Genomic DNA, 15,049 nt, shown 5'->3' on the forward strand with positions numbered 1-15,049 from the left:
ATCTCGGCGGCTATCGTGGTCAGGGCGGGTCAATCCAACCTAGGAGGATGAAATGGCACAACTCGGCGGATACGGCGGATACGGGGGATACGGGGGATACGGGGGATACGGCGGCTACGGCGGCTACGGCGGGTCAGGCGGCACGACGCTCGCCGACGCTTTCGCCAACCCCCTGGTGACCACCGCGCTGGTTGCGAGTCGCGACGCCACGTCGAATCCGACCGATCCCCCCCGGGCCCGGCCGGAGCCTCCGTTCAATGATTCCGTCAACTTCACGCGATGGGAGACGTGGGTGCGCTCGCATGTGCTGCAGTGGGAGCTTTGCCAGGAGATCTCGATCTCCGCCCCGCCCGGGACCCCTCATGTCTGCGAGCTCAAGATCAACAACACCCCCGTCGCAACCCTGGCAAGACCCGCCGTTTCATTCTTCAAGGACCAGATGGGTCTCGTGCAGGCGTGGGGCGAGTTGCGGCTCGACCGCACCGCGGAGATCCTCGCGCAGATCGACAACCAGTCCCCGTTCGTCGCGGCCGTGATCGGGCTGCATCCCGAACGACACCGCTTCACCATCGAGCTGTTGGTGAATGCCATCCAGTTCACGGTGCTGGTCGAGATGCAGTTCAAGCACGCGCTCGCCTGCTGGAGGCCACACCAGTTTTCACCGCAGGTGCAACCGATGATCACGACGCCGGGCCACGGGGCTTTTCCCAGCGGTCACGCCACGCAGGCCTTCATGCTCGCCCGGCTGCTCGATGGCTTGCTGGACCTGTCATCGAGGGTCCCAGCAACAGCGCTGCAGCTCTACCGGCAAGCCGCGCGCATCGCCACCAATCGCGTGGTGGCCGGCGTGCATTTTCCGGCCGACAGCATTGCCGGACGCCTGCTCGGGCACGTCATCGCCGAGTACGTGCTTGCCCGGCTCGGCGTCCGCAGCGATGTGTGCGTGCGCGGCTTCGACACGACGAGCGTCAACGGCAAGACCCTGGACCTGGACCTCACCGGGCAGATCATTGACCGACCAAAGACGGCTCTTCCCACGGACCCTCCCACGGTTCTTTCGATGGGCTACACGATCGGGGGCGTGGTGCCCGTTTCCGCGGCGGCGGCGCCCTCCTCGATGCTGGTCGAGCTTTTCAAGCTGGGCGCAGGGGAGCGCGCCGCGCTCAGCGTGTAGTCTGCGCCGCTCCTCGAATTCAAGAAAGGCGCCTCGATGCTGCTCTCTCATTCGTCCGAATTGAAGATGGACGCCTACCTGCTGTGGGCCCTCTACACCGGCTTCCGCTATTTCGATATCGGCGAGTCGCGAAAGACGGTCCTGCTCGTGAAGTTCGACAAGCGCCTCGACGCGACAACGCTCAGGGCGCTGCGAAACGCCGGGCTTTGGCTCTGCGACTTCTACGTCGGGTACAGCTGCGCGACGGTGACCGCGAGCATTCCCAACCTCGATCAGCAACTGGGCGACTTGAAGCGCCTCGGTGCCGAATACTGCGAGCTCGCGGCGCCCGTCGCGCCACCCACCCAGGATGAAGGTCCTGCCCCCCGAATCGCCCAGAACGGCCCCGCCACGGTGATCGGCATCATCGACGACGGTTGCCCGTTTGCCCATCGGCATTACCGGCGGCCGGACGACCCCTCCCTGCGCGTGCGCTACATATGGGACCAGGGCGGCAGCGCCCCATCCGGTGCCGTGCCGCCGTCCACGACGCCCTTTGCCTATGGGGCGACCTACGGCCACGACCAGCTGGAGGAAATCCTGTCTCGCGCAACCTTGCAGGGGGTTGTCGATGAAGACGCAGCCTACGGCCTGACCGAATTGCCCAGCCTTCGCGGCGCAACGAGCCACGGTGCACAGGTGATGAGCCATGCCGCCGGGTTCGCACGCAAGATCGATGGCCGCCAGCAACCCAAGCCTCTGATCGGCAGGACGGATCTGGCTTTCGTGCAACTGCCTCCGGACGCGCTCGACGATCCCTCGGGCGGATGGCTGGAGCACTATGGTCTGGACGCCTTGCAGGCGATCCGGTTCTACGCACGCCACACCCACAAGACCTCCGCGAAGAAAGTCATCGTGAACCTGAGCTACGGCCCCCAGACAGGTCCGCATGACGGGACGTCGGTCCTGGAACGCGCGATCGACGAGATGACGTCAACGGCGATAGAGGAGAACTACCAGTTCCTCGTCGTGGTCCCCACGGGCAACAACCATCAGCTGCGAGCGCACGCCGAATTCGACCTGGCGCGTCGTGGAGGAACCATCGACTGGTTCGTCTCGCCGGACTCCCAGGTGCCCTCGCTCCTGGAGATCTGGCTACCGGACGGCGTCACGCTGGACGATGTCGAAGTCGCCGTCGAAACGCCGGCGGACGAGCACATTGTGGCCAGCGACATCCTTCCCGAGCCTCCCAAACCTCTCACGGTTCCCGACGACACGCAGGTGCTCATCGTGGCGATCGAAGGCCCTCCGCCGGGCAACCGCATCGAGGTGATCATCGGGATCGCGCCGACCGCGCGGCCCTCCGCCGGGAGCGGCGCAGCTGCGTTCGCCTTGGCCACACCCGGCATATGGCGCGTCACCGTCGAACCGAAAGCCGGGAAGACGGTCCCGGGTGTTGCGCATGCCTACCTGGGTCGCAGCGACGCCAACATGGGTCGCGCTCGCCGGGGCCGCAGCGGCTACCTCTACAGCCCCGGCTACGATCCGAAGCGGTTCTCGCGTGCGGACGAACAACTGGATGTCGGGCGCGAGAATGCACCGGCGGAAGTGGTCGCGAGCGGCGCCATGAATGGCATCGGCACGGGCACCCACAGCCTGGTGGCGGCCGGCTACCGCCTTTCCGATGGCCAACCGGCGCCCTACAGCGCCGGTGGCCCGACCCGCGGTAATCGCAAGGGGCCCGACTGGGCCTACCCCACGGAAGAAAGCCGCGTGCTGGCCGGACTGCTCGCGGCCGGCAATCGAAGCGCGACGGTACTGCGGCTGACGGGCACCAGCATCGCCGCGCCGCAGTACGTCCGGGAACTGGCGGCCATGCCCGGTTCCAACGCCCTCCCGCCGCCGACTCCGACGCCTCCTTCGCCGCCGGCGCCACCCCCGTGGCTCAAGGCAAGGGCGGGCGCGGGCTTGCGTTGACGCAACGCTTCACCAGCGTGCCGGAAGCTCTCGCTGGAGGGCCAGCTGCCGTCTCGCGACCGACAGGTACCCGCCGGTTTCAAGATCCTTCAGCAGGCGGCTCACCATCTCTCGCGAACACCCGATCTCGCTGGCAATGGCCTGGTGCGTGAGACGCTCGGCGACAACGCGCGTGCCGTCGGCCTGCGTCTCGGCCCGTTCTTCGAGCAGGCGCCGCAACCGGCTGTAGACATCGAGCAACGCCATGCTGCGCGCACTTTCCGTCGCCAGCCGCGCCCGCCGTATCAATCGCACGATGAGCGCCAGCGCGAATTCCGGCTCGTCCGCGATGTGCCGCAGCATCGTCTCGCGCGCGACCACGGCGCAGACGGTGGGTTCCACCGCCTGCACGCTCGCCGAGCGCAGACCGCCATCGAGCGACATTTCGCCGACGTACTCGCCCGGCCCATGCAGACCCAAGGTGACCTCGCGCCCGCGCGCATCGGACACAAAGGCGCGCAGCCGGCCCGAGAGCACGATGTAGATCGAGTCACCCTGATCACCCTCTTCGATCAGCACGGTGTGAGTACGGTAGCGGCGCTGCACCCCCAGCGCCGCGAGCTTGCGCAGCTCTGCCGGCAGCGCATCGGCAGGCGAGTCTTCGGCGCGGGCTGCAGCGGGCTTGGGCGGCATGCGCGGACTATACGGTCCGCGCGGTGCCGCCCCAAGGTCTTTCAGTCTTGCGCCGTCAGCCGCAGCGCCGACACGATCTGCGGCATGCGCGAAACGTCGTTGACGACCTGCCGGATGCTGCCGCGACCGGTCTTCTGCCGCACGTTCTTGATGTGGGTGCGCACCGTGGACAGGCAGATGCCCTGCAGGCAGGCGATCTCTTCGGCCCTGCGCCCGGCGCACAACTGCGCCAGCACGTTCTGCTCCGTGCGGGTCAGGCGCTTGGCGCGAGCGAACATCTGCATCGTGAGCATTTCGCAGCCGGAGCGGCGGCCGCACATGATCAGCACGGTGTCGACCGACGCGGCGCCGTGCAGCATGGCCAAGGGGATAAAAGCCAGCGACAAGGGCTCGCCCGCATGCTCGAGCTCGACGATGCTGCGGCAGTCGTGCTCCGCATCCTTGAGCGCGCGCCGGATCTTCGACTGCGAGGCGATCTCGCCGGTGCACAGCATCCCCTCGACGCTGCGCAGCATGCGCCCGGCGGCGAGTTCGCGCCGCGCCGGATGGTTGGCATGCAGGATGCGGCCGGTCAGGTCGACCAGTAGCAGACCGTGGTCGATCTCGTCGAGCACGCGTGCCAGCATGGCGGCCTGCAGAGCGTCGGGCACGGGCGCGGCGATCTGGCTTCGGACCTTCTGAATGTCCGGGTCGGCTTCGGGGGTCATGGTGCTTTCCTCATCCGTTTTGGTGAGGAAAGTGTCCTAAATCGCGCCCCCGGCGGGTGGGGACTATTGCCGCCGGATTTGTGAACTATTCACCTCAGGCGCGCTGCCGCTCAGCCCGTCAACCGCTCCAGCGCCTCGCGGTACTTGGCTGCCGTCTTCTCGATCACCTCGGCCGGCAGGCGCGGCGACGGCGGCGTCTTGTCCCAGGGCTTGCCGTTGATCTTGGTGGCCTCGAGCCAGTCGCGCACGAACTGCTTGTCGTAGCTCGGCGGATTCGTGCCGGCTGCGAGTGCGGCTTCGTAGCCTTCGATCGGCCAGTAGCGCGAGCTGTCGGGCGTCAGCACCTCGTCCATCAGCACCAGCGTGCCGGCGTCGTCGAGGCCGAACTCGAACTTGGTGTCGGCAATGATCATGCCCTTGGCCAGCGCGATGGCCGCGGCCGCCTCGTAGATCGCGATGCTGGTCTCGCGGATCTGTTGCGCGAGCGCCGGGCCGACGACTTCGACCACCTTGTCGTAGCTGATGTTCTCGTCGTGCGCGCCCGCCGCTGCCTTGGCCGCGGGCGTGAAGATCGGCCGCGGCAGCTTGCTCGCGTTGCTGAGGCCCTCGGGCAGCGGCACGCCGCAGACGGCGCGGTTCTCCTGGTATTCCTTCCAGCCGCTGCCGGCGAGGTAGCCACGCACCACGGCCTCGACCGGGATCGGTTTGAGGCGCTTGACCAGCATGGAGCGGTCCTTGACCTGGGGCACCTCTTCCGGCGTCACCACGCTTTCGGGCGCATCGCCGGTCAGGTGGTTGGGGCACAGGTGGCCCAGCCGGTCGAACCACCACAGCGCCATCTGCGTGAGGATCACGCCCTTGCCGGGGATCGGCTCGCCCATGATGACGTCGAAGGCCGAGAGGCGGTCGCTCGCGACCATCAGGATGCGGTCCTCGCCGACCGCGTAGTTGTCGCGCACCTTGCCGCGCGCGAGCAGCGGAAGGCTCTGGATGGAGGAGGTGTGGACGGTGGTCATGACGGGGTGACTGTGTCGGATAGGCGAAGGACGACGGAGATTGTGCGCGCAGAAAAAAGCCACCGCGAGGGTGGCTTCTGCGCGCCAGCGGAAATATCAGACCACTTCTTGCGCGAGCTCGCCCTTGGCGTACTTGGCGGCGACGACCTGCAGGGTCTCGCCCTTGATCTTCGGGCCCTGGCCTTCGCAGCCGAACTGGACGTAGCGCTGCTTGGCGATCTGCTTTGCGGCCTCGCGCGCGGGCTTCAGGTATTCGCGCGGATCGAACTTCTCGGGGTTCTCGGTGAAGAACTTGCGGATCGCGGCCGTCATCGCGAGGCGGATGTCGGTGTCGATGTTGATCTTGCGCACGCCGTGCTTGATGGCTTCCTGGATCTCCTCGACCGGCACGCCGTAGGTTTCCTTCATGTTGCCGCCGTACTTGCGGATCTCGGCCAGGAGGTCTTGCGGCACGCTCGAGGAGCCGTGCATCACGAGGTGGGTGTTGGGGATGCGGCGGTGGATTTCCTTGATGCGGTTGATCGCCAGGATGTCGCCGGTGGGCTTGCGCGTGAACTTGTAGGCGCCGTGGCTGGTGCCGATGGCGATGGCCAGCGCGTCGATCTGGGTGCGCTTGACGAAATCGGCGGCCTGCTCCGGGTCGGTCAGCAGCTGCTCCATGGTCATCGTGGCGTCGGTGCCGTGGCCGTCTTCCTTATCGCCCTTCATGGTTTCGAGCGAGCCGAGACAACCCAGCTCGCCTTCGACGGTGACGCCCACGCGGTGCGCCATGTCCGCCACCTTCTTGGTGACCTCGATGTTGTAGTCGTAGCTCGCGATGGTCTTGCCGTCGGCCTGCAGCGAGCCGTCCATCATGACCGAGCTGAAGCCGAGGTCGATGGCACCCTTGCAGACGTCCGGGCTCTGGCCGTGGTCCTGGTGCATCACCAGCGGCACCTTGGGCCAGCTTTCGATCGCGGCTTCGATCAGGTGCTTGATGAAGGGCTCGCCCGCATACTTGCGCGCGCCTGCGCTCGCCTGGAGGATGACCGGCGCACCGACTTCGTCGGCCGCCGACATGACGGCCTGCACCTGCTCGAGGTTGTTGACGTTGAAGGCCGGAATGCCGTAGCCGTTGGCGGCGGCGTGGTCGAGCAGTTCGCGCATCGAAACGAGAGCCATGGGTGTACCTCGCGGGAATGTTGGGATGGAAGAAGAAAAAAGACTGCGTCAATTCTACCGAGCACCCCTGTCGGACAGGACCGACGCCCGCGCCGGGACGGCGCCGCCCCTCAGCCCACCCTGCAGATCTTGAGCATGTTGGTGCCGCCGGGCGCACCCATGGGCTCGCCGCAGGTGATCGCGTAGACGTCGCCGGTCTGCACGATGCCGCGCTTCTTAAGGTGCGCCTCGGCCTGCAGCAGTGCCGTGTCGCGGTCGCTTTCCGGGTCCATGAGCAGCGGCCGCACGTTGCGGTAGAGCGCCATGCGGCGCTGCGTGGCGAGGCGCGAGGTCAGCGCATACATCGGGATGTGGGCGCGGTGGCGGCTCATCCACAGCGGGGTCGAGCCCGATTCGGTCAGCGCGACGATCGCCTTGGCGCCCAAATGGTGCGCGGTGAACAGCGCGCCCATCGCGATCGACTGGTCGATGCGGGCGTAGGACTGGCCGCTGAAGTCGGCGTCGAGTTGCAGGTCTTCGGCGGCTTCGGCCGCCTCGCAGATGCGGCTCATCTCCTGCACCGTCTCGAGTGGGTAGCGGCCCGAAGCGGTCTCGGCCGAGAGCATCACGGCGTCGGTGCCGTCGAGCACGGCATTGGCCACGTCGCTGACCTCGGCGCGCGTCGGCACCGGGTTGGTGATCATCGACTCCATCATCTGCGTGGCGGTGATGACGACCTTGTCCATCTCGCGCGCCATGCGGATCATCTTTTTTTGCAGCGCCGGCACGGCCGCGTTGCCGACCTCGACCGCCAGGTCGCCGCGCGCGACCATGATGCCGTCGCTGGCGCGCAGGATCTCCTCCAGCTTGGGGATCGCCTCGGCGCGCTCGATCTTGGCGATCAGGCCCGGCTTGTGGCCGAACTCGGCGGCCGCCACGTTGCACAGCTGGCGCGCCATTTCCATGTCGGTCGCGTTCTTCGGGAAGCTCACCGCCACGTAGTCGGCCTGGAAGCTCATCGCGGTCTTGATGTCCTCCATGTCCTTGGCCGTCAGCGCCGGCGCCGTGAGGCCACCGCCCTGCTTGTTGATGCCCTTGTTGTTGGAGAGCTCGCCGCCCAGGCGCACCGTGGTGTGGACCGCGTCGCCCTTGACGGCTTCGACCGTGAGCACGATGAGCCCGTCGTTCAGCAGCAGACTGTCGCCGGGTTTGACGTCGCGCGGCAGGTCCTTGTAGTCCAGCCCCACTTCGCTGACATCGCCCAGCTCGGTGCGCGAGGCGTCGAGCACGAACTTCGCACCGGCCTCCAGCCAGACCTTGCCTTCGGCGAACTTGCCGACCCGGATTTTCGGGCCCTGCAGGTCGGCCATGATCGCCACCTCGCGCCCCGTGCGGCGGGCCGCCTCGCGCACCATGACGGCGCGGTTGATGTGGTCTTGCGCCGTGCCGTGGCTGAAGTTGAGCCGGACCACGCTGACCTTGTGATGGATCATCTGCTCGAGCAGCTCGGGCGAACTCGATGCCGGGCCGAGCGTGGCGACGATCTTGGTGGCGTGGCGGGGAAGGCGGGGCGTGCTCATTCAGGTCTCCGGTTTGTATTCCATACTGTATACACTTTCTCGGCCGACCGATAGAGGGTATTCAGCCGGCTGCGCGTTTGGCCAGGATCTCGAAGGCCGGCAGGGTCTTGCCTTCCAGGACTTCGAGGAAGGCGCCGCCGCCGGTCGAGATGTAGCCGACCTTGTCCTCGATGCCGTACTTCGCGATGGCGGCCAGCGTGTCGCCGCCGCCCGCGATCGAGAAGGCGCTGCTCTCGGCAATGGCGCGCGCGATCGCCTCGGTGCCCTTGGCGAAGGCGTCGAACTCGAACACGCCTACCGGGCCGTTCCACACGATGGTGCCGGCTTCGCGCAGCTGCGCGGCCAGGATCTCGGCGGTCTTCGGGCCGATGTCGAGGATCAGGTCGTCGTCGGCAACCTGGTCGGCGGCCTTGACCGTGGCGGCGGCATCGGCCGCGAAGGTCTTGGCCGTGACCACGTCGACCGGGATCGGCACCGCGGCGCCGCGCGCGCGCATCGCTTCGATCACGGCCTTGGCTTCATCGAGCAAGTCGGGTTCGGCCAGCGACTTGCCGATCCGGAGGCCGGCCGCGAGCATGAAGGTGTTGGCGATGCCGCCGCCGACGATCAGCTGGTCGACCTTGTCGGCCAGGCTCTTCAGGATGGTGAGCTTGGTGCTGACCTTGGAGCCCGCAACGATTGCGACCAGCGGGCGCTTGGGCTGTGCCAGTGCCTTGGTGATGGCGTCGATCTCGGCCGCCAGCAGCGGGCCGGCGCAGGCCACCTTGGCGTACTGGGCGATGCCGTAGGTCGTGGCCTCGGCGCGGTGCGCGGTGCCGAAGGCGTCGTTGACGTAGATGTCGGTCAGCGCGGCGAGCTTGCGTGCGAGCGTCTCGTCGTTCTTCTTCTCGCCCTTGTTGAGACGACAGTTCTCCAGCAGCACGACTTGACCGGGCGCCACCTGGACGCTGTCGACCCAGTCGGTCACCAGCGGCACCTCGCGGCCCAGCAGCTCGCCCAGGCGCTTGGCGACCGGCGCCAGCGAATCCTCGGGCTTGAATGCGCCCTCGGTCGGACGGCCGAGATGGGAGGTGACCATCACCGCGCCCCCCGCGTCGAGCGCCAGCTTGATGCAGGGCACCGAGGCGCGGATGCGCGTGTCCTCGGTGATGCGGCCGGCATCGTCCTGCGGCACGTTGAGATCGGCTCGGATGAACACGCGCTGGCCGGCGACTTTGCCTTGCGCACACAGGTCGGTGAATCGAAGAACGTTCATGGGATGGGCGTGATGAGAAGCGGAGGGGACTGCCTTGAAAAAAGGCGAGAGGCCATTGTAGGTTTGTAGGTTTCGCCGGTGACGCCCTGGTGTCGATCAACCGCCAAGGCCCGGCTTCGCCACGAACTGCTCCAGCATCTCGACGAAACCGGCGGCCGCCGGCGACAGCGAGCGCCGCGATGCGGCGTAGACGCAGACCTCGCGATGGAAATCGGGCCGGTCGAGCTTGACCATCTGCAGCCCGTGGGCCTTGACCAGCGAGGCCGAGTAGGTCGGGCAGACCGTGAGCCCCAGGCCCGAAGCGACCATGCCCAACGCGGTCGTCATGTACGAGACCTCCTGCGTCGTGGCGCGCAGCATCAGCTCGCGCGCGTCGGCGTCCAGCTCGGGCAGCACGCGCTGGCGGAAATCGCGCGTCGGCGCGATGAAGGTGTAGGGCCCGAGCTCGCTCCAGCGCACCTGGCGCCGGCGCGCGAAGGCATGGTCGGGCGGGCAGATCAGCCAGTGGCGGTCGCGAAAGAGCGTGCGGCGTTCGATTGCCGCGGGATCTACCGCCACGTCCTGCCCCACCGCCAACTCCACCTCGCCCGAGAGCACGCCGGCCAGCAGGTGCTCGGGCAGCGTGTCGGCCAGGCGCACGTCGATGTCCGGGTAGCGCGCGCTGTAGGCCGCGATCACGCGCGGCATCAGCGTGCAGGCCATGAGCTGCGGCGCGGCGAGCCGCAGCACGCCCTTCTTCTGGTCGCGCAGCTCGGTCACGCCGGCCACCGCGCCCGCGAGATCGGCCAAGAGGCGCTGCACCGAGGGCTGGAATTCGCGTCCGGCCTCCGAGAGCAGCACCCGCCGCGTGTGGCGGTCGAAGAGCTGCACGCCCATTTCGCGCTCCAGTTCGCGCACCAGCACGCTGAGCGCCGACTGGGTCAGGTGCAGCCGGGCGGCCGCGGCGGTGAAGCTGCCGGTGTCGGCCACGGCGTCGAAGGCGCGCAATTGGCGCAGGGTCAGATTCATGGCCTCAGTTCATCAATCAATGAATTTATTTCGATTGAATCATAAGAAGAACGGCGGCCCAATTCGTTTCCGAGCCTTCACCGGAGACAAGCCATGACCCCCTCGCCCGTGCCAGTGCGCGGACTGCACCACTTCGCCTGGCGCTGCCGCGACAGCGAGGAGACGCGCCGCTTCTACGAGGACCTGCTGGGCCTGCCGCTGGTGCACGTGATCAAGAGCGACCATGTGCCGAGCACCGGCGAGTTCTGCCCCTACGTCCACATCTTTTTCCAGATGCGCGACGGCTCCTACATCGCCTTCTTCGACCTCGGCGACGACGTGGCCGCGCTGCCTTCGCCCAACACGCCGGCCTGGGTCAACCACATCGCGCTGCGCGTCGATTCGGTGGCCGACCTGCTGGCCGCCAAGGCACGGCTCGAGGCGGCCGGCGTCGAGGTTCTGGGCCTGACCGACCACCACATCATCGAATCGATCTACTTCTTCGACCCCAACGGCATCCGCGTCGAGCTGACCACGCCCACCGTGCCGCAGGGCGAGATGGACGCGCATGCGAAGCGCGCCCATGCCGACCTCGATGCCTGGACCGAGCGCAAGGCCGAACTGCGGAGGAAAGCGGCGCATGCCTGAGCTCCAACTCGCCGTCATCGACGTCAAGCCCGGCGCCGCGATGGAGAGCCAGTCGGGCCTCCAGATGCTGCGCCCGCGCATCTACGGCGCGTACCGCGCGCCGGCCGGCCCGAAGAAGATCGCGGCCATCGTGATGCACCCCACGAGCAACTTCATGGGGCACTACCTGATCGCGCCGCTGGCCGAGCGCGGCATCTGCTGCATGGGCCTCAACTCGCGCTACATGGGCAACGACACGGTGCTGCTGATGGAGCGCGCGATCCAGGACCTGGGTGCCGGCGTGCAATTCCTGCGCGCCGCGGGCTACGAGAAGGTGCTGCTCATCGGCAACTCGGGCGGCGCCGCGCTGGCGAGCTTCTACCAGGCGCAGGCCGAGAAGCTCACGGCACATCACTTCCCGGACGGCGACCCGACTCACCTGCATCCCGACGACCTGCCGCCAGCGGATGGCATTGCCCTGTGCGCGGCGCACCAGGGCCGCTCGAAGCTGATGCGCGACTGGATCGACCCCTCCGTCACCGATGAGCACGATCCGCTGTCGGTGGACCCGGAGCTCGACATGTACGACGCGCGCCACGGCTTGCCCTACAGCGCCCAATTCCTCGCGCGCTTCAGCGCCGCCCAGAAGGCCAGGCTCGACCGGCTCGAGAACTGGGCCGTGGAGCGCCTGCGCCTGCTGCGCAGCACGCCGGGCGCGCCGCGCGACCAGGCCTTCATCGTCTACCGCACGCACGCCGATCCGCGCTGCGTGGACCTTTCGATCGACCGCAACGACCGCGCGCCCGGCAGCGTCTGGGGCGATGCGCGGCAGGTGAACTACTCGGCCAACGCGATGGGCCGCACCACCTCGCTGACCGCCTTTCTCTCGCAGTGGTCCTCGCGCTCGCAGGCCGATGGGCCCTCGAACCTGGCGCGCACCACCTGCCCCAAGCTGCTGCTGACCTACACGGCCGACCAGTCCACCTTCCCGAGCACGCGCGATGCCTGGCTCCAGGCCGGCGGCGCGCGCATCCGCAACGTCGACATCGTCGGCGGCAACCACTACCTGGCGGGCCAGTCCGAGCTGGTACCGCGCGCGGCCGATGCCATCGCCGAGTGGGCCCACGCGCTGTGAGCGCCGCGATGGAAAGCTTCCACTTCGCGCCCGACTACGAGCTGCCGCGCTGGCCCTTCCGGCCGCCGCCCGAGCTGGGTAGCGATACGCTCGCGCGTCATCCGATCGTCATCGTCGGCGCCGGTCCGGCCGGCCTCACGCTGGCCTGCGACCTCGCGCAGCGCGGCGTGCGCGCCGTGCTGCTGGACGAGGACGACACGGTAGGCGTGCGCGGCGCCTCCTCGCGCGGCATCTGCTACGCGCAGAAGAGCCTGGAGATCTTCGAGCGGCTCGGCATCTACCGGCGCATCGCCGACAAGGGCGTCACCTGGTCCTTTGGCCGCACCTTCTCGGGCGAGGAGGAGGTCTACAACTTCAACCTGAAGACCGACAGCGTCTCCGCACAGCCGCCCTTCATCAACCTGCAGCAGTTCTACCTCGAGTGGTTCCTGGTCGACCGCATCCTCGAACTCGGCTTCACGGACCTGCGATGGAAGAACCGCGTGACGCGCATCGTGCCCGGCGGCGACGGCGTTCGCGTCGAGGTCGAGACGCCCGCCGGCCCCTACGCGATGGAGGCCGGCTACCTGATCGACGCGAGTGGCGCCAACAGCGCGATCCGCACCCAGCTCGGGCTCGACGCCCACAGCTCGCGCAGCACCGACCGCTGGTGCATCAGCGACGTGCGCTTCAAGAAGCCGCTGCCTGTCGAGCGCTGGACCTGGGTCGACGCGCCCTTCAACGAGGGCCGCGCGGTCTGGCAGCACCTGATGGCCGACGGCGTCTGGCGCATCGACTACCAGATGCCCGAGGACTGCGACACCGCCCACATCAGCAAGCCCGAGGTGGCCGGCGCGCGGCTGCGCGAGCAGCTCGGGCCGGGCGTGGAGTTCGAATTCGTCTGGATCGGCCCTTACGGCTACCGCGACCATCTGCTCGACCGCTTCCGCCACGGCCGCGTGTTCTTCATCGGCGATTCGGCCCACGTCGTGAGCCCCTTCGGCGCGCGCGGCGGCAACAGCGGCATCCAGGACGCTGCCAATCTCGGCTGGAAGCTGGCGCTGGTCATGCAGGGCCAGGCCGGCGACGCGCTGCTCGATACCTACGACGCGGAGCGCCGCCCCGCCGCCGCGCAGAACCTCCAGGTCACGAGCCGCACCGCCCGCTTCCTGGCGCCGCGTTCGCCGGCCGAACACACGCTGCGGCGCGCGGTGGTGGCGCTGGCCGCGCGCTACCCCTTTGCGCGCGCGCTCGTCAACACGGGCCGCATGTCGGTGGCCAACGACTACCCGGCGGCACGCCACCTGCCCGAAGGCGGGCGCACGCTGCAGAACCTGCCGCTTCGCTGGAGCGACGGCCGGCCGACCACGCCGATGCAGTTGCTGGCCGAGGGAACGAAGTGCCTCGGGATCTGGTTCGCACCCACGCGCGCGCAGGCCGAGGCTGCAGCCGAGGTGGCGGTATCGCTGCCGCTGCAGCTCGTCGCCGTAGGTGGCGAGAGCAGCCTGCCCACGCTGCAGCCCGATGACGCGCTCGCGCGGCAACTCGGTGTCGGCTCGCCCGGCAGCTTCCGCCTCGTGCGACCCGACGCCTACCGCGCCGCGCTGCTCACCGATCCCACGCCGGCGGCGATCGCGACCGCCCTCCACACCGCACTGGCGCAAGACGCATGATCACCGACCCCCACATCCCCGACCCCGATGGCTTCTACACCGAGTGGCTCGCCGCCCACGAGGGATTGAGCGAGGCCCAGAGCGCGGACCTCAACGCCCGCCTCGTGCTGCTGCTGGCCAACCAGTGCGGCGACCAGGCCGCGCTGCTGGAATGCATCAAGGCGGCACGCGAATGAACACGACCGTCTCTTTCGCCTCGGCCTCCGACACGCGCGAGCAGAAGCCGCAAGTGCGAGAGCTCGCGCCCAACGTCTACGGCTACATCAGCGACTTCGACCCCAACTGCGGCTTCATCGTCGGCGACGAGCACGTGGTGCTGGTCGACACGCGCCCGACGCCGCGCATGGCGCGCGACTTCCTGGCCGACATCCGCCGCGTGACCGGCAAGCCGATCAAGTACATCGTGCTCACGCATTTCCACGCGGTGCGGGTGATGGGTGCCAGCGCCTTCGACGAGGTGCAGGCCATCATCGCCAGCCGGGGCACGCTCGACTGGGTGCGCGAGCGCGGCCAGGCCGACTTCGACTCCGAGGTGGGGCGCTTCCCGCGTCTCTTCGCCGGCGTGGAAGAGATTCCCGGCCTCACCGTGCCGAGCATGAGCTTCGAGGGCGAGATGAGCCTGTGGCTGGGCGCGCGCGAGGTGCGGCTCATGTGCCTGGGCCGCGGCCACTCGGGCGGCGACACCGTCGCCTGGCTGCCCGACTGCGGCGTGCTGTTCTCGGGCGACGTGGTGGAAAACCGCTGCGGCGTGTACGCCGGCGACGCCTATATCCAGGACTGGGCCGGCACGCTGGACGCCGTGGCCGCACTCGAGCCCGCGGTGCTGGTGCCGGGACGCGGCGCGGTGCTGCAGGGCGCCGCCGCCTGCGCCGAGGCGATCGGGCTCACCAAGGCCTTCTTGTCGACGCTGCTCGCGAGCGTGCGCTCGGGCGTCGAAGCGGGCGAGAGCCTGCGCGGCTGCTTCGAGCGCGCCGAAGAAGCGATGAAGCCGCGCTTCGGCGACTGGCCCGTGTTCCAGCACGTGCTGCCCTTCGACGTGTCGCGTGCCTATGACGAGCTGCGCGGCATCGAGCACCCGGTCGTGTGGACCGGGGAACGCGACCGCGAGTTGTGGCAAGCCTTGCGCGGCTGATTTCTTTTCTAACCCG

The 15,049-nt window shown here is 68.1% G+C and carries 14 protein-coding genes; 7 read left to right on the forward strand and 7 right to left on the reverse strand.

From position 1 onward, the window contains the following. The first annotated feature begins 52 nt into the window (after positions 1-52). Both ACSQ86_RS27780 and ACSQ86_RS27785 read left to right on the forward strand, forming a co-directional pair. The gene (locus ACSQ86_RS27780; protein WP_436305940.1) at positions 53-1,174 is read left to right on the forward strand and encodes a phosphatase PAP2 family protein; all 1,122 of its coding nucleotides are present in this window, start codon (positions 53-55) and stop codon (positions 1,172-1,174) included. 66 nt (positions 1,175-1,240) lie between these two features. Continuing rightward, the gene (locus ACSQ86_RS27785) at positions 1,241-3,130 is read left to right on the forward strand and encodes a hypothetical protein (protein WP_436305941.1); all 1,890 of its coding nucleotides are present in this window, start codon (positions 1,241-1,243) and stop codon (positions 3,128-3,130) included. 9 nt (positions 3,131-3,139) lie between these two features. Here the strand turns inward: ACSQ86_RS27785 and ACSQ86_RS27790 are convergent, their stop codons facing one another. The 7 genes from ACSQ86_RS27790 to ACSQ86_RS27820 all read right to left on the reverse strand — a co-directional run bounded on the left by ACSQ86_RS27790 (position 3,140) and on the right by ACSQ86_RS27820 (position 10,508). Then, positions 3,140-3,802 (reverse strand): Crp/Fnr family transcriptional regulator, encoded by a 663-nt coding sequence (locus ACSQ86_RS27790; protein ID WP_436305942.1) that lies wholly within the window; start codon positions 3,800-3,802, stop codon positions 3,140-3,142. Positions 3,803-3,843: 41 nt separating this feature from the next. After that, the gene (locus tag ACSQ86_RS27795; protein WP_436305943.1) at positions 3,844-4,509 is read right to left on the reverse strand and encodes a helix-turn-helix transcriptional regulator; all 666 of its coding nucleotides are present in this window, start codon (positions 4,507-4,509) and stop codon (positions 3,844-3,846) included. 110 nt (positions 4,510-4,619) lie between these two features. Further along, positions 4,620-5,525 carry a phosphoribosylaminoimidazolesuccinocarboxamide synthase gene (locus ACSQ86_RS27800; RefSeq protein ID WP_436305944.1) on the reverse strand — a complete coding sequence of 302 codons (906 nt, stop codon included), beginning with the start codon at positions 5,523-5,525 and terminating at the stop codon, positions 4,620-4,622. Positions 5,526-5,621: 96 nt separating this feature from the next. After that, positions 5,622-6,686 (reverse strand): class II fructose-bisphosphate aldolase, encoded by a 1,065-nt coding sequence (fba, locus tag ACSQ86_RS27805; RefSeq protein ID WP_436292082.1) that lies wholly within the window; start codon positions 6,684-6,686, stop codon positions 5,622-5,624. A 110-nt stretch (positions 6,687-6,796) separates the two neighbouring features. Then, positions 6,797-8,245 (reverse strand): pyruvate kinase, encoded by a 1,449-nt coding sequence (pyk, locus tag ACSQ86_RS27810; RefSeq protein ID WP_436305945.1) that lies wholly within the window; start codon positions 8,243-8,245, stop codon positions 6,797-6,799. Between the two features lie 61 nt (positions 8,246-8,306). Then, positions 8,307-9,500 carry a phosphoglycerate kinase gene (locus ACSQ86_RS27815; protein WP_436305946.1) on the reverse strand — a complete coding sequence of 398 codons (1,194 nt, stop codon included), beginning with the start codon at positions 9,498-9,500 and terminating at the stop codon, positions 8,307-8,309. A 96-nt stretch (positions 9,501-9,596) separates the two neighbouring features. Further along, positions 9,597-10,508, reverse strand: coding sequence for a LysR family transcriptional regulator (locus tag ACSQ86_RS27820; RefSeq protein ID WP_436310038.1), 912 nt, complete (start codon positions 10,506-10,508; stop codon positions 9,597-9,599). Positions 10,509-10,601: 93 nt separating this feature from the next. Here ACSQ86_RS27820 and ACSQ86_RS27825 point away from each other — a divergent pair, with 93 nt between their 5' ends. From ACSQ86_RS27825 to ACSQ86_RS27845, 5 genes are read left to right on the forward strand one after another with little or no spacing between them, the layout of a single operon-like run. Beyond that, on the forward strand, positions 10,602-11,135 hold the full coding sequence (locus tag ACSQ86_RS27825) for a VOC family protein (RefSeq protein ID WP_436305948.1): 534 nt from the start codon (positions 10,602-10,604) through the stop codon (positions 11,133-11,135). Then, the gene (locus ACSQ86_RS27830; RefSeq protein WP_436310039.1) at positions 11,128-12,249 is read left to right on the forward strand and encodes an alpha/beta hydrolase family protein; all 1,122 of its coding nucleotides are present in this window, start codon (positions 11,128-11,130) and stop codon (positions 12,247-12,249) included. The genes ACSQ86_RS27825 and ACSQ86_RS27830 overlap by 8 nt, the downstream gene beginning before the upstream one ends. A gap of 8 nt (positions 12,250-12,257) precedes the next feature. Further along, entirely contained in the window at positions 12,258-13,901 is a 1,644-nt protein-coding gene (locus ACSQ86_RS27835) for an FAD-dependent oxidoreductase (protein WP_436310040.1), read from the forward strand. Next, positions 13,898-14,077: a DUF2783 domain-containing protein gene (locus tag ACSQ86_RS27840; RefSeq protein ID WP_093108660.1), complete on the forward strand. Its 180-nt coding sequence runs from the start codon at positions 13,898-13,900 to the stop codon at positions 14,075-14,077. Before ACSQ86_RS27835 ends, ACSQ86_RS27840 begins: the two co-directional genes overlap by 4 nt. Further along, positions 14,074-15,033: an MBL fold metallo-hydrolase gene (locus ACSQ86_RS27845; protein ID WP_436310041.1), complete on the forward strand. Its 960-nt coding sequence runs from the start codon at positions 14,074-14,076 to the stop codon at positions 15,031-15,033. The genes ACSQ86_RS27840 and ACSQ86_RS27845 overlap by 4 nt, the downstream gene beginning before the upstream one ends. The last annotated feature ends 16 nt before the right edge of the window (positions 15,034-15,049 follow it).

The organism is Variovorax sp. LjRoot130 (genome assembly GCF_964253755.1).
Lineage (GTDB): Bacteria > Pseudomonadota > Gammaproteobacteria > Burkholderiales > Burkholderiaceae_C > Variovorax.

Excerpts from the sequence above, each read along its gene's own strand:
- ACSQ86_RS27815 (WP_436305946.1), bottom strand. The coding sequence starts at position 9,500 with ATGAACGTTCTTCGATTCACCGACCTGTGTGCGCAAGGCAAAGTCGCC.
- fba (WP_436292082.1), bottom strand. The coding sequence starts at position 6,686 with ATGGCTCTCGTTTCGATGCGCGAACTGCTCGACCACGCCGCCGCCAAC.
- ACSQ86_RS27780 (WP_436305940.1), top strand. The coding sequence starts at position 53 with ATGGCACAACTCGGCGGATACGGCGGATACGGGGGATACGGGGGATAC.
- ACSQ86_RS27835 (WP_436310040.1), top strand. The coding sequence starts at position 12,258 with ATGGAAAGCTTCCACTTCGCGCCCGACTACGAGCTGCCGCGCTGGCCC.
- ACSQ86_RS27840 (WP_093108660.1), top strand. The coding sequence starts at position 13,898 with ATGATCACCGACCCCCACATCCCCGACCCCGATGGCTTCTACACCGAG.
- pyk (WP_436305945.1), bottom strand. The coding sequence starts at position 8,245 with ATGAGCACGCCCCGCCTTCCCCGCCACGCCACCAAGATCGTCGCCACG.
- ACSQ86_RS27820 (WP_436310038.1), bottom strand. The coding sequence starts at position 10,508 with ATGAATCTGACCCTGCGCCAATTGCGCGCCTTCGACGCCGTGGCCGAC.
- ACSQ86_RS27825 (WP_436305948.1), top strand. The coding sequence starts at position 10,602 with ATGACCCCCTCGCCCGTGCCAGTGCGCGGACTGCACCACTTCGCCTGG.
- ACSQ86_RS27790 (WP_436305942.1), bottom strand. The coding sequence starts at position 3,802 with ATGCCGCCCAAGCCCGCTGCAGCCCGCGCCGAAGACTCGCCTGCCGAT.
- ACSQ86_RS27845 (WP_436310041.1), top strand. The coding sequence starts at position 14,074 with ATGAACACGACCGTCTCTTTCGCCTCGGCCTCCGACACGCGCGAGCAG.
- ACSQ86_RS27795 (WP_436305943.1), bottom strand. The coding sequence starts at position 4,509 with ATGACCCCCGAAGCCGACCCGGACATTCAGAAGGTCCGAAGCCAGATC.
- ACSQ86_RS27785 (WP_436305941.1), top strand. The coding sequence starts at position 1,241 with ATGGACGCCTACCTGCTGTGGGCCCTCTACACCGGCTTCCGCTATTTC.
- ACSQ86_RS27830 (WP_436310039.1), top strand. The coding sequence starts at position 11,128 with ATGCCTGAGCTCCAACTCGCCGTCATCGACGTCAAGCCCGGCGCCGCG.
- ACSQ86_RS27800 (WP_436305944.1), bottom strand. The coding sequence starts at position 5,525 with ATGACCACCGTCCACACCTCCTCCATCCAGAGCCTTCCGCTGCTCGCG.